Below are 12,424 nucleotides of genomic sequence, written 5' to 3' on the forward strand. Positions count from 1 at the left end.
AATTATCTCAATTCGATACTGTTTTCTGATAGCTTTCAGCCATCAACCTAATAAACCAAAATATTGTCTTAATGACTGTGAGTGTAACAAAAAGTCAGATGACTGGCTTTCATTCCACTGCACTTCATACCACATTAATGTCATATATTTTACCCAAGGTGCCCATGATTGACAGCTTTTCGCCAATTGCTGTTTGTCACGATAAGCACCGTGAATATCACAATATTGCGTTAAGAAAAAATCTCGCTGAATGTCAGTCAGACCATTAAATTGAAAATAGGTTTCTAAAGAAAAAGCGATATCTGTATTGGCTGCATATTCCCAATCCAATAGCATTAACTGCCCTGTTGATGTACGAACAATATTTTTTGCATGAATATCCATATGGGCAGGAGCCAGTTTCAGCGTTTTGGGAAATGCATCAGAGGTAAAATGACGATGTAATTTTTTCCAGCGAGGCGAAAACCTTTTTTTATCAATTAAATAGCCATAATGTGATATTTCATCGCGTAGTTGTAAATGATACCCCAGCAGTGGAGCGCGATGTAATTGTGTGACTATATTTGCAAGCTCGCACTGAAAACTAGGTAACAGAAAAGTATTATTATCAGGGTGTTGTCCTTCACACCACCCTAATAATAACCATTGCGCATTTCGGCCAATCACTTTAGGTGTAAATGAATAAGCGCGTAATTGCTGCAATATCCGCGCTTCTTTCTTTCGGTCAACATACAAAGCAGTTTGTGCATTTCCATCAGCGCGCGCGATAAGCTTTATTTCACTACCAGATAAGGAACATTGCAACAAAAAGCTTCCACCTGATAGCCCTGTTAGCGAAGATATTTTCCAATCATGGACAGAGATTGTTGGAAAACACAACGCTAACAGCCGAAAAAGCGACTGCGGGTTACTCAATATTGTGCTTTCCAGTCCAAATAATTTCACCTGTTTGCACTTCCATCAATTGCATTTCAAGGCTTCTTTCTTTGTTGGAGCCTGACATCACGCTGTAGATCACATACTCTGCTTGAACATAGCGGCCTAACCCTATCGCTTTGCTACGGGTTACTAAGCTGTCTTCTTGTGATAAACCGAGTGTTTTACGTGCAGAACTCACCACACTGGCAGGAACAACTTTAAAGCGATTCGTATTTTCAACCGCGGTTGTCATAACTGATGTCACAGCCTGCACAGGCAGTGAGCCATTCGTATTATTTTTCACTGAGTCAACTAACAATACTTTGCCACTTTCTACCCCATCCGCACTCACCATTTGATTAACTAAAGGCGTAATGGAAGCTGACCAATCTATAGTTTGTTGTTTTGGTGGAGTTGGCACAACATCAACGGGTGGCGGAGTCACTTCCGGTTGTTTTTCAGGCTCGACGGGCACTATCGGGGGTTGTGTACCTGGTTGTTGAGGTGGATATGAAGGGCAGCCAGCCAAAATTAATGTCGCGGCAGCAACCATTAAAATGCGTTTCATTATTATTCTCCGGCCTTTGGCGATAAAAATACATGAACACGTACATTTGTTGCACGTGGAGAGGAAGTCACGGCACGAACTTTCGCAACAGAATTCGCCGCAATTTGCTGATGCATAATATTTGAAGTGTCTACTTTTAACCCTTGCTTATCATACCAATATAAACGATAAGCAATATTGACCACTTCAGATTGCGAATTACTCATATTGATCGTGGCGATAGTTTGGTGATTTTCATTACCTATCACTGGGTTTTCGACAATGACCCCTTGTGCAAGTACTGCTGGCTCCATAATGATGCGCTGTTGCTCATTAAAAACCAGTCCTTGTGTCTTTTTAAATACGCAACCACTTAGCAACACGGTTACCAAAGCAAGTAATGCAATACGGTTCATCGTCGACCCCTATACCTTATTATTTCGCCAATAGAGGGCCTAATGGGCGACCACCCACTAGATGCATGTGGATATGAAACACTTCTTGGCCTGAATGTTCATTACAGTTCATGATTAAACGGTAACCATTCTCTGCAATACCTTCTTCTTTGGCAATTTTAGCCGCTACAGTAAACAAACGGCCTAACGCTAGTTCGTCATCCGCAGTAACATCATTTACAGTCGGAATTAATTTATTAGGGATGATAAGAATATGTGATGGTGCTTGTGGTGAAATGTCACGAAATGCCGTGACAAGTTCGTCTTGGTAAACCACATCTGCCGGGATCTCGCGACGGATAATTTTACTGAAAATCGTTTCTTCTGCCATTTCAATTTCCTTAGTCATTTAATCGTTCTTGTGAACTAATTTATACGTTATTTGTACCAACATTTAAATGAAACAAACGATTGAAGTTTTGCGTCGTAATTTCAGCAAGCTGCTCAACACTAACGCCCTTCAGCACGGCCATGTACTCAATAACATCCCGAACGTACGCAGGTTGGTTTTCCCTACCACGATGAGGAACAGGAGCCAAGTATGGAGAGTCGGTTTCGACTAAAATGCGATCTAAAGGAACAACTCGGGCGGCTTCTCTAATTTGTTCCGCATTGCGAAATGTGACGATCCCTGAAAATGAGATATACATGCCCAAATCGAGTAGTTCCACTGCCGTATCTTTATCTTCAGTAAAGCAGTGTAATACCCCACCACAATCCATCACGTTTTCTTCGCGTAAAATAGATAACGTATCTTCTCGTGCCGCACGAGTATGTACAATAACCGGTTTATTCACTTCACGACCGATACGAATGTGCTGACGAAAAGACTCTTGTTGTAGTGCAGCATTTTCTTGCTGGTAATAGTAATCCAGCCCAGTTTCTCCTAGCGCAACGACTTCGTTTCCTGCCGCTAATTGCGCTAGTCGTGCAAAATCATATCCCTCGTCTAAATTAAGGGGATGAATACCACATGAAAAAGCGATATTGTCACGCAGGCCAATCATTTTCTTCATGCTTTCAAAACCGTGCAACGTCGTTGCAACCGCTAACATGAAGCGAACATCACGAGTCGAGGCCTTTGCGATAACATCATCGACATTCGTGTGTAACTTTTCATAATCTAAACAGTCGAGATGACAGTGTGAATCAACAACAAACATATTTAACTCTTTTTAAAATGTAGGGACAGCCAATGAAGCTTCCCATTGTAATAATTGATTTGTCAGAATCAGCTCCTGATTCAATGCAGGAACTGTCAGTAATTGATGACGGCAATATAACCACTTATCATACATATTTATTAACTGAGTACGATTCATAGCACCGGCTAATTGTAGGACTTGAGACTGCTGATCTTGGTTGATGCAAAAAGCCCCCGCACCTTGTTGAATTTTAATGGCATCCGCAAATAAGCTGAGTAGCCAATTTAAGGCATCAGGCACCTCATCGATATTCAAACTAGGCAGCAAACTCAACATATCACCCGTTTGCAATGCATGGCTTAAACTATGACATAGTGCATTACGTTTTTGCCAACGTTGTTCGTCCAATAAAGCTAGCGCAGAAACCGGTGCACCTTGGCATATTTTTAATGCCGTTATCGCATTTTCAGTAGCAATACCTGGTTTTTGCTTTTGCAGCCAATAGAGTGCTATTTGTAAATCGGGTGCAGGTAAGAAATGACTTAGACAACGGCTGCGAATAGTTGCAAGCAAATCCTCTTGTTTATCACTTCCTAATAAAAAATAAGTGTCTTTTGCTGGCTCTTCCAATGTTTTCAATAACGCATTAGCTGCCGCATCTGTCAATGCCTCAACTTGTGGAATATACACCACTTTATTACCACTTTGTTGGGCATGGCGACTCAAGGTTTCAATTAATTTCCTAACCGCATCGACACTAACAGTCGACTTTCCTTTCTCTACCTCAAGAATATGATAATCAGGATGATTGCCTGCAAGCATCAAACGGCAACTGTGGCATTGTCCACAGCTTTTTAGCCCGTCTCTTTCTTGGCAAATAAGCCAACGACTAATTCCATAGCATAGCGCTTGCGCACCATTTCCCGGCATTGAATGAAGCAGTAACGCGTGGTGGCCTCGACCGCTTTGGTACGCAGTAATGATTTGTCGGTAAGGTTCATTTAACCAAGGATACCAATTCATGGGATTAATACCTTATGTGGTTTATCAAGCACGCGCTAGCCATTCGGTCAACGTTTGGCCAATATCATGCTGCACTTGCTCGATGTTTTGGCTTGCATCAATAGTGAGTATCGTTTCATCACCCGCGGCCAACTCAAGATAACGGCGGCGTGTTCTTTCGAAAAATGCTAACGACTCTTTTTCAATTCTATCTAATTCACCTCTAGACCTTGCTCGCTGCAAACCTAATTCAGGTGGTAAATCAAGGTATAACGTTAATGAAGGTTTGAAATCCCCCAACACTAAGTCACGTAATGATTGCATCAAATGACGGTCAATTTCACGTCCACCACCCTGATACGCTTGGGAAGATAAATCATGACGGTCACCGACCACCCATTTGCCCGCCGCTAATGCAGGACGAATCACTGTTTCAACCAGTTGTACACGGGCAGCATAAAGCATGAGCAACTCAGCCTTATCAGTGACCTTATCACCCGCGATGCCTTGCTTTACTAGCTCGCGTAATTTTTCTGCCAGTGGGGTGCCCCCAGGCTCACGAGTGAATACAATATCTGTGATCCCGGCTTGGTTCAACGTATCGACAACCGTGTTGATTGCTGTCGTTTTACCAGCGCCTTCAAGACCTTCAATAACAATAAATTGGTTTTTCATTTTTATCAGTTTTGCTGTTCAAATTGGCGGTAAACTTTAACGGCACGATTGTGGTCGTTTAAATTACGACTAAAAGTATGCCCACCTTTACCATCTGCGACAAAGAATATGTAATCCGTTTTAGCTGGATGTGCTGCAGCTTTTAACGATGCAAGGCTTGGCATCGCAATCGGTGTGGGTGGCAAACCATCAATCTTATAAGTATTGTACGGAGTATAATTATCTAAATCACTACGATAAATTTTACCGCGATACTTGTCGCCTAACCCATAGATGACGGTTGGGTCGGTTTGCAAACGCATATTTTTCTTTAGGCGGTTAACAAACACGGAAGCAACTTGGGCCCTTTCACTATCAACACCGGTTTCTTTTTCAATAATCGAAGCCATAATAAGCATTTCATAGGCATTTTTATAGGGTAAATCCCTATCTCGCCCTTTCCACTCTTCATCAAGGCTGTTTTGCATACGTTTATAAGCACGTTTCAGGATTTCAGCATCTGTTGTTCCCGCTGTGTATAAATAGGTATCAGGATACAACCATCCTTCTAAAGTACCTTCCTCGTTAAACCCAATAAGCGCATGCAGTTCTGTCGGGGTTAAGTTGGTGGTTTTATGCTCTAAATAAGGCGCATCTCGTAAAATATTACCCCAATCACTCAAGCGATTACCTTCAATAAAACGGATTGAAAACTGTGCTTCTTTACCACTCACAATTAATTGTAGGAGCTGTTCAACGTTCATTCCCGGTTGCAGGCGGTAAGTTCCCGCTTTTAGCTGAGCCAGTTCAGGACGTAGCTTGAGCAACCATTGGAATTCATTCCCTTTTTCAAGAATTTTATCTTCAATAAGTAACCCTTCAAATGCAACACGCCCAGTTCCTGCAGGAACTGTGAAGATTTTTTCTTGTGTGATACTGATAGGCGTTTTGGCATAGTTCAATACCTGACGGTATTGCCAATAGACAGCGACTGCAACAATAGCAGCCAAGGTAACGGCGATGAGAATGATTTTTTGGGCTAATTTCATTTATTGACCATTTCAATGCGTGTGTTGGTAATAATTAATTCATTTATAAAAACTAAATTTTGCAACGCAAAAATAAATACTCAAACAACTCACGAGACGCAAATTGCAATGGCGGACACTGTTGACTCATTTGAATGCTTTGTACTGGTAAAACTGGCATCAACGTATTACAAATAATCACTTCATCACAATGAGTTAACACGTTAGCAAAGCGTTCGACCTGCTGAAGATGGTACTGGCTATCCTCTAGTAGTGATATGATCTTTTGTCTCATTAATCCATTTACCCCACTATGAGATAAAACTGGGGTGTATACTGCTTGCCCAACTCGCCAGAAAACATTCGCACTACAACATTCAACAATAATACCGTCGGTGTCTAGCACAATCGCTTCATCTGCATCAAGTTCATCAACCTCTTGTTTGATAAGAACTTGCTCCAGACGGTTGAGGTGTTTCATTCCTGCTAGTAATGGGTTACGAGCTAACGGAATTTGGCTGAGAACGAGGCGTGCCCCTTTACACTGTAGCTGAACATAATTATTTGGGAAGGGAGAAACACTGACTATCACCGTCGGCGAGGTAAAACCTTTCGCGCTATATCCTCTACCGCCTGCACCACGACTTAGGATAACTTTAATCACAAACTCATCTTGAGTTTGCTCTGCACAAATCTGCTTTAGATGGTCTACTAAGCTTTTCCAATCTGGCTGTGCAATTTTTAATCTTTGGCTATCATGCTGTAACCGGGCAATATGCTCATTTAACATTTTAGCTTGCTGATTAACGCCATGTATGGTCGTAAAACAGCCGTCCCCAAAAGAGACTGCGCGATCAGTAACACTTATTTGCTGGCAAAGTTGCCCATTAACCCAATATGACATTGATAATACTTATAATAAAAGCTGATAAATCAGACATTAATCAAGTGGGATTATCATAAACTAAAGCGAAGAACTGTGCAAAGAACTGGACAAAATAAAGCCCCAGCCACATTAAGTGACTAGGGCTAATTAATAACGGTAATAGATTAATTATTCGCCGTGATAACGACGGAAAATTAATGAACCGTTGGTGCCACCAAAACCAAATGAATTACACAGAGCGAACTCCATGTTCTCAACTTTACGTGCTTCACCTGGAACAAAGTCCAGTTTGCACGCTTCATCTGGGTTATCCAGATTAATGGTTGGCGGTACAATTTGATCGCACAATGACAAAATGGTAAAAATTGACTCAATAGCACCCGCAGCACCCAGTAAGTGACCTGTCATTGATTTGGTTGAGCTAACTAATACCTCTGTGCCTTCACCAAATACATTAACAACCGCTTGTGCTTCTGCCAAATCACCGGCAGGAGTTGAAGTACCGTGAGCATTGATATACCCCACGTCACTGGCTTTAATGCCTGCATCTTTCAGTGCATTTTCCATCGCAAGTGCAGCACCCGCACCATTTTCAGGTGGTGATGTCATATGATAAGCATCACTGCTCATCCCAAACCCTGCAATTTCAGCATAAATTTTTGCACCGCGCGCTTTCGCATGTTCATATTCTTCAAGAATAATAATACCTGCGCCATCTCCCAGAACAAAACCATCACGGTCTTTATCCCATGGGCGACTTGCCGCTTGCGGGTCATCGTTGCGAGTCGATAATGCACGCGCTGCACCAAAACCGGCCACACCGAGTGGTGTAGTCGCTTTTTCAGCACCGCCTGCAACCATTACATCGGCGTCACCGTAAGCAATCATACGTGCTGCATGGCCAATATTATGCACACCTGATGTACAGGCTGTTGCAATTGAAATACTTGGGCCACGGAAACCGTACATAATGCTTAAATGACCAGCCACCATATTAATGATGGTCGATGGTACGAAGAATGGGCTTACCTTGCGAGGTCCACCGTGCAGTAATGACTCACAGTTGTCCTGAATTAAGCCTAACCCACCAATACCAGAACCAATCGCTGCACCAATTCGAGTAGCATTGGCTTCTGTTACTTCCAATCCAGCATCTTTAAAGGCTTGAAAGCCCGCGGCGATACCATATTGGATAAATGGGTCCATTTTCTTAGCATCTTTACGGGAGATGCCAAATTCTTCGTAATTGAAATCTTTTACTAAGCCAGCAAATTTAGTTGCGTGGTTAGTAGTATCAAAATGATCGATTAGGCTGATACCACTCTGTCCGTCACAAACAGCTTTCCATGATGACTCAACTGTGTTGCCGACAGGAGATAACATGCCCAGTCCGGTTACGACTACACGACGCTTAGACACGTATTTCCTCCAAGGAGGGAAAAGTTACAAAAGGAACATAGGCGATCGAGTGATCGCCTAGATAAGTTTTTCGTACAATTATTTAGATGCGTTCTCGACGTAGTCAATCGCAGCCTGTACTGTTGTGATCTTTTCAGCTTCTTCGTCAGGGATTTCGCAATCGAACTCTTCTTCCAGAGCCATAACCAGCTCAACTGTGTCAAGAGAATCAGCGCCCAAGTCATCAACAAATGAAGCTGTATTTACAACTTCTTCCTCTTTAACACCCAGTTGTTCAACGATGATTTTCTTAACGCGTTCTTCGATAGTGCTCATACTATTAAAATTCCTATCAAAACTCGCTTTCGCGATGGTTTTCGTAGTTTATGAAATACAGGAAAAGATACAACCCAATCCCGGCTGTTGGAACTATTATTTTGCATTATTTAGCGTTAGATAACACTAATAATGCAAATAGTTCCATCATTTCTTTAGATCATGTACATGCCACCATTGACATGCAATGTTTCACCTGTGATGTAAGCAGCTTCATCAGAAGCTAAAAACGCTACAGCACTGGCAATTTCTTGTGCATCACCCAGTCTATCCGCAGGAACCTGAGATAAAATGCCTGCACGCTGTTCATCTGTCAATGCTTTAGTCATATCAGTTTCGATAAAACCAGGTGCAACGACGTTGACAGTGATACCACGAGAAGCGACTTCACGAGCCAATGATTTACTAAAACCAATTAACCCTGCTTTCGCTGCTGCATAGTTAGTTTGCCCCGCATTTCCCATCACACCGACAACGGATGCAATTGAAATAATACGTCCACAACGTTTTTTCATCATGGCACGCAAAACGGATTTAGACAAACGGTAAACGGATGAAAGATTGGTGTCAATAATATCTTGCCATTCATCTTCTTTCATACGCATCAATAGGTTATCACGAGTGATACCTGCATTATTAATCAAAATATCAATTTCACCAAATTCTTCACGGATTTTGGTCAAAGTTTCTTCGATTGATGCTGCATCAGTCACGTTTAACGCTAAACCTTTACCTTTACCTTTACCTTTACCATCAAGATAAGCGGTAATGGCTTCTGCGCCTTTTTCGCTGGTTGCTGTTCCGATAACGGTAGCACCACGAGCAATTAATGTTAAAGCAATAGCTTTACCAATTCCACGACTCGCGCCTGTTACCAGTGCAATTTTTCCTTCAAAGCCCATGTCGTCCTCAGCTATTTTCTAAAGCAGTGCTTAATGATACAGGATCATTGACTGCGACGGCAGTTAAATTAGAGACAATTCGCTTGGTAAGACCAGTCAATACTTTTCCTGGGCCTACTTCAATAAGATGTTCAACACCTTGATCTGCCATTAATTCTACTGTTTCCGTCCAGCGTACTGGATTATACAGTTGACGGACTAAAGCATCACGAATATTTTGTGCCGATTTCTCAATTTTAACATCAACATTGTTAATAACTGGATAGTCTGGCTCACAAAAATCAATTTTTTCTAACGCTTCGGCTAATTTATCAGCAGCTGGCTTCATTAATGCACAATGAGACGGGACGCTAACAGATAATGGCAACGCACGTTTAGCCCCCGCTTCTTTACATGCGATACCCGCACGTTCAACTGCGGCTTTTTCACCCGCAATCACGACTTGGCCCGGTGAGTTAAAATTAACCGGTGAAACAACTTGGCCTTGAGAAGCTTCTTGGCAAGCTTTTTCAATTGATTCGTTATCCAAACCAATAATGGCATACATCGCACCAGTGCCTTCAGGAACGGCTTCTTGCATGAGTTTTCCGCGCAATTCAACCAGTTTAATCGCTTGTTTAAAGTCGATAACACCCGCGCAAACTAAAGCAGAATATTCACCAAGGCTGTGACCCGCCATGATCGTAGGCATCGCGCCATTTTTGTCTTTCCAAACACGGAAAATAGCCACAGAAGCTGCCAATAAAGCAGGCTGTGTTTGCCATGTTTTGTTTAATTCTTCTTCTGGCCCATTTTGTACTAACGCCCAGAGATCGTAACCCAATGCTTCCGATGCTTCAGCGAATGTTTGCTCAACAAGCTGATTTTCTTCAGCCAATGCCGCTAACATCCCTAAAGACTGAGAACCCTGTCCGGGAAATACCATAGCAAATTGTGTCATGTCTATTTTCTCAGTTAATTAAAAACGAACCAATGCAGAGCCCCAAGTGAAACCGCCACCGAAGGCTTCTAAAAGCACAAGTTGACCACGCTGAATACGACCATCACGCACCGCTTCATCCAACGCTGTAGGAACTGATGCTGCTGAAGTATTACCGTGACGGTCTAATGTGACAACGACTTTATCCATTGTCATATCTAATTTTTTCGCCGTCGCAGAGATAATTCTTAAATTTGCTTGATGTGGGACCAACCAATCAAGTTCTTCTTTGGCAATACCGCTTTGTGCCAGTGTCTCATCAACAATATGTGCTAATTCGCGCACTGCAACTTTAAAGACTTCATTACCTGTCATGGTCAAATAGGCAGGGTCTTCAGAGCAACGGCTACGATTAGGTAATGTGAGTAAATCCCCATAACGGCCATCGGCATGTAAATGCGTCGAAATAATACCCGGCTCTTCAGATTCGCCGATAACAACAGCCCCTGCCGCATCACCAAATAAAATAATCGTGCCACGATCTGCTGGGTCTAATGTTTTAGATAAAGCATCAGCACCAATAACTAATGCTTTTTTGGTCATACCTGTTTTGACGAATTGATCAGCAATACTAATCGCATAGGTAAAACCTGCACATGCTGCTGCGACATCGAATGCCGCACAATCTTGAATACCTAGCATCTGTTGAATTTGGCAAGCAGCGCTAGGAAAAGCGTGAGTTGCTGATGTGGTTGCAACGATAATCAAACCAATGTCAGTTGCATCGACTTGCGCCATGTCTAACGCATTTTTGGCAGCTTGAAAACCCATCACTGAGACACTTTCATCTTCGTTGGCAATTCTTCTTTCATGTATGCCAGTGCGTGTCACAATCCACTCATCAGAAGTATCAACCATTTTTTCCAGATCAGCATTGGTACGTACTTGTGCTGGTAAGTAGCTGCCTGTTCCTAAGATTTTACTGTACATAGCCATAGGTTATTGATCACTCCTGGGTAAAACAATATTTAGTCGCGCTGTTATTCTTTCTGGGACTTGTTTTTCAACTGCTTGTACTGCGCGGTCAATAGCCGCTTTGAAAGCGCCTTCATTCGCTGCACCATGACTCTTGATGACAATACCTTTTAATCCTAACAGAGTCGCACCGTTATACTGGTCGGGGTTCATGTCCCCAAAACGTTTCATTAAACGTTTTTTTAACCATTTTTTCGCCAGTTGCATAAACCAACTGCTTTTTTTATGTTGATCACCGGTCGATTTTATCAATGAAAGGATGACGCGTATTACGCCTTCCATCGTCTTCAATGAGACATTACCTGCGAAGCCGTCACACACTAACACATCGGTTTTACCTGTCAGTAATTCGTTACCTTCTACATAACCAATGTAATTAATTGATGATGTTTCTTTTAATACTGAGGCGGCTTCGCGGATATTATCCAGACCTTTACTCTCTTCTTCGCCAATATTCAGTAACGCGACTCTCGGTTTAGAAATGTTAACCACTTCTTCTGCCATCACGGAACCCATTACGGCAAATTGGACTAGCATATCACTACTACAGTTAACATTAGCGCCTAAATCTAGCACAACTGTTTGGCTTTTTTGCTGATTAGGTAAGATGGTCATTAGCGCTGGGCGCTCAATCCCCTCTATAGACTTTAGCATTAATTTTGCTAGCCCCATCAGCGCACCCGTATTCCCCGCACTCACGCACGCTTGTGCCTGCCCTGTCTTCACTAACTCTAAGGCCACTCGCATCGAGGTTCCTTTGCTTTGTCTTATCGCATTTGATGGTTTTGCATCGTTTGCGATAATACCGTCCGCAGGAATAATTTCGACACGCGAAATTTGCTCAGCACTTTGGTGTGCAAGCAAAGGTTGAATGGCTTCGGGTTGACCGACAAGCAGTAATTTGAGTGCTGGATTAGATGCCAGTGCCTGCAATGCAGCAGGCACCGTGACGCGGGGACCAACATCCCCGCCCATAGCATCTAACGCAATGGTTAGATTAGCCAAGGTAACAACAAATTACTTGTTGATAACCTTACGGCCACGGTAGTAACCATCTGCAGTCACATGGTGACGCAGGTGAGTTTCACCGGAAGTTTTATCTACAGAAACTAGGGTAGCAGTCAGTGCATCATGTGAACGACGCATACCGCGTTTTGAACGAGTTGGTTTATTCTGTTGTACGGCCATTGACCTTACTC

At 42.6% G+C, this 12,424-nt stretch carries 16 protein-coding genes; all 16 read right to left on the bottom strand.

Features of this window, described 5'->3' with window-relative positions; translation table 11 throughout:
• Window positions 1-42: 42 nt before the first annotated feature.
• The 16 genes from PR683_RS05900 to rpmF all read right to left on the bottom strand — a co-directional run bounded on the left by PR683_RS05900 (window position 43) and on the right by rpmF (window position 12,413).
• Window positions 43-945: a phosphotransferase gene (locus PR683_RS05900; protein WP_226537901.1), complete on the bottom strand. Its 903-nt coding sequence runs from the start codon at window positions 943-945 to the stop codon at window positions 43-45.
• On the bottom strand, window positions 908-1,486 hold the full coding sequence (gene lpoB / locus PR683_RS05905) for a penicillin-binding protein activator LpoB (RefSeq protein ID WP_004911798.1): 579 nt from the start codon (window positions 1,484-1,486) through the stop codon (window positions 908-910). Before lpoB ends, PR683_RS05900 begins: the two co-directional genes overlap by 38 nt.
• Before the next feature lie 2 nt (window positions 1,487-1,488).
• Window positions 1,489-1,881 (bottom strand): YcfL family protein, encoded by a 393-nt coding sequence (locus tag PR683_RS05910; protein WP_004911800.1) that lies wholly within the window; start codon window positions 1,879-1,881, stop codon window positions 1,489-1,491.
• 19 nt (window positions 1,882-1,900) lie between these two features.
• Window positions 1,901-2,251, bottom strand: coding sequence for a purine nucleoside phosphoramidase (gene hinT, locus PR683_RS05915; RefSeq protein WP_004911802.1), 351 nt, complete (start codon window positions 2,249-2,251; stop codon window positions 1,901-1,903).
• A gap of 40 nt (window positions 2,252-2,291) precedes the next feature.
• Entirely contained in the window at window positions 2,292-3,083 is a 792-nt protein-coding gene (locus PR683_RS05920) for a metal-dependent hydrolase (RefSeq protein WP_196723711.1), read from the bottom strand.
• A 12-nt stretch (window positions 3,084-3,095) separates the two neighbouring features.
• Window positions 3,096-4,088: a DNA polymerase III subunit delta' gene (gene holB / locus PR683_RS05925; RefSeq protein ID WP_004911812.1), complete on the bottom strand. Its 993-nt coding sequence runs from the start codon at window positions 4,086-4,088 to the stop codon at window positions 3,096-3,098.
• A 24-nt stretch (window positions 4,089-4,112) separates the two neighbouring features.
• Window positions 4,113-4,742 carry a dTMP kinase gene (gene tmk, locus PR683_RS05930; protein ID WP_164528740.1) on the bottom strand — a complete coding sequence of 210 codons (630 nt, stop codon included), beginning with the start codon at window positions 4,740-4,742 and terminating at the stop codon, window positions 4,113-4,115.
• 5 nt (window positions 4,743-4,747) lie between these two features.
• The gene (gene mltG / locus PR683_RS05935) at window positions 4,748-5,770 is read right to left on the bottom strand and encodes an endolytic transglycosylase MltG (RefSeq protein WP_196723710.1); all 1,023 of its coding nucleotides are present in this window, start codon (window positions 5,768-5,770) and stop codon (window positions 4,748-4,750) included.
• Between the two features lie 52 nt (window positions 5,771-5,822).
• Window positions 5,823-6,653: an aminodeoxychorismate lyase gene (gene pabC, locus PR683_RS05940; RefSeq protein WP_004911820.1), complete on the bottom strand. Its 831-nt coding sequence runs from the start codon at window positions 6,651-6,653 to the stop codon at window positions 5,823-5,825.
• Window positions 6,654-6,803: 150 nt separating this feature from the next.
• Entirely contained in the window at window positions 6,804-8,054 is a 1,251-nt protein-coding gene (fabF, locus tag PR683_RS05945; protein WP_004911823.1) for a beta-ketoacyl-ACP synthase II, read from the bottom strand.
• Window positions 8,055-8,132: 78 nt separating this feature from the next.
• The gene (acpP, locus tag PR683_RS05950) at window positions 8,133-8,369 is read right to left on the bottom strand and encodes an acyl carrier protein (protein WP_004253236.1); all 237 of its coding nucleotides are present in this window, start codon (window positions 8,367-8,369) and stop codon (window positions 8,133-8,135) included.
• A 155-nt stretch (window positions 8,370-8,524) separates the two neighbouring features.
• The gene (gene fabG, locus PR683_RS05955) at window positions 8,525-9,271 is read right to left on the bottom strand and encodes a 3-oxoacyl-ACP reductase FabG (protein ID WP_272571701.1); all 747 of its coding nucleotides are present in this window, start codon (window positions 9,269-9,271) and stop codon (window positions 8,525-8,527) included.
• Between the two features lie 7 nt (window positions 9,272-9,278).
• Window positions 9,279-10,211, bottom strand: coding sequence for an ACP S-malonyltransferase (gene fabD, locus PR683_RS05960; protein WP_117162363.1), 933 nt, complete (start codon window positions 10,209-10,211; stop codon window positions 9,279-9,281).
• Between the two features lie 18 nt (window positions 10,212-10,229).
• A complete protein-coding gene (locus tag PR683_RS05965) occupies window positions 10,230-11,180 on the bottom strand; it encodes a beta-ketoacyl-ACP synthase III (RefSeq protein WP_004911829.1) in 951 nt (316 codons plus the stop codon).
• 9 nt (window positions 11,181-11,189) lie between these two features.
• Entirely contained in the window at window positions 11,190-12,230 is a 1,041-nt protein-coding gene (gene plsX, locus PR683_RS05970) for a phosphate acyltransferase PlsX (protein ID WP_004911832.1), read from the bottom strand.
• Window positions 12,231-12,242: 12 nt separating this feature from the next.
• Window positions 12,243-12,413 carry a 50S ribosomal protein L32 gene (rpmF, locus tag PR683_RS05975; protein WP_004253223.1) on the bottom strand — a complete coding sequence of 57 codons (171 nt, stop codon included), beginning with the start codon at window positions 12,411-12,413 and terminating at the stop codon, window positions 12,243-12,245.
• Window positions 12,414-12,424 lie beyond the last annotated feature (11 nt).

The organism is Providencia sp. PROV269, assembly GCF_028477785.1.
Lineage (GTDB): Bacteria > Pseudomonadota > Gammaproteobacteria > Enterobacterales > Enterobacteriaceae > Providencia > Providencia rettgeri.

Excerpts from the sequence above, each read along its gene's own strand:
- PR683_RS05920 (WP_196723711.1), bottom strand. The coding sequence starts at position 3,083 with ATGTTTGTTGTTGATTCACACTGTCATCTCGACTGTTTAGATTATGAA.
- fabG (WP_272571701.1), bottom strand. The coding sequence starts at position 9,271 with ATGGGCTTTGAAGGAAAAATTGCACTGGTAACAGGCGCGAGTCGTGGA.
- PR683_RS05910 (WP_004911800.1), bottom strand. The coding sequence starts at position 1,881 with ATGAACCGTATTGCATTACTTGCTTTGGTAACCGTGTTGCTAAGTGGT.
- PR683_RS05965 (WP_004911829.1), bottom strand. The coding sequence starts at position 11,180 with ATGTACAGTAAAATCTTAGGAACAGGCAGCTACTTACCAGCACAAGTA.
- mltG (WP_196723710.1), bottom strand. The coding sequence starts at position 5,770 with ATGAAATTAGCCCAAAAAATCATTCTCATCGCCGTTACCTTGGCTGCT.
- acpP (WP_004253236.1), bottom strand. The coding sequence starts at position 8,369 with ATGAGCACTATCGAAGAACGCGTTAAGAAAATCATCGTTGAACAACTG.
- lpoB (WP_004911798.1), bottom strand. The coding sequence starts at position 1,486 with ATGAAACGCATTTTAATGGTTGCTGCCGCGACATTAATTTTGGCTGGC.
- fabD (WP_117162363.1), bottom strand. The coding sequence starts at position 10,211 with ATGACACAATTTGCTATGGTATTTCCCGGACAGGGTTCTCAGTCTTTA.
- hinT (WP_004911802.1), bottom strand. The coding sequence starts at position 2,251 with ATGGCAGAAGAAACGATTTTCAGTAAAATTATCCGTCGCGAGATCCCG.
- rpmF (WP_004253223.1), bottom strand. The coding sequence starts at position 12,413 with ATGGCCGTACAACAGAATAAACCAACTCGTTCAAAACGCGGTATGCGT.
- holB (WP_004911812.1), bottom strand. The coding sequence starts at position 4,088 with ATGAATTGGTATCCTTGGTTAAATGAACCTTACCGACAAATCATTACT.
- pabC (WP_004911820.1), bottom strand. The coding sequence starts at position 6,653 with ATGTCATATTGGGTTAATGGGCAACTTTGCCAGCAAATAAGTGTTACT.
- tmk (WP_164528740.1), bottom strand. The coding sequence starts at position 4,742 with ATGAAAAACCAATTTATTGTTATTGAAGGTCTTGAAGGCGCTGGTAAA.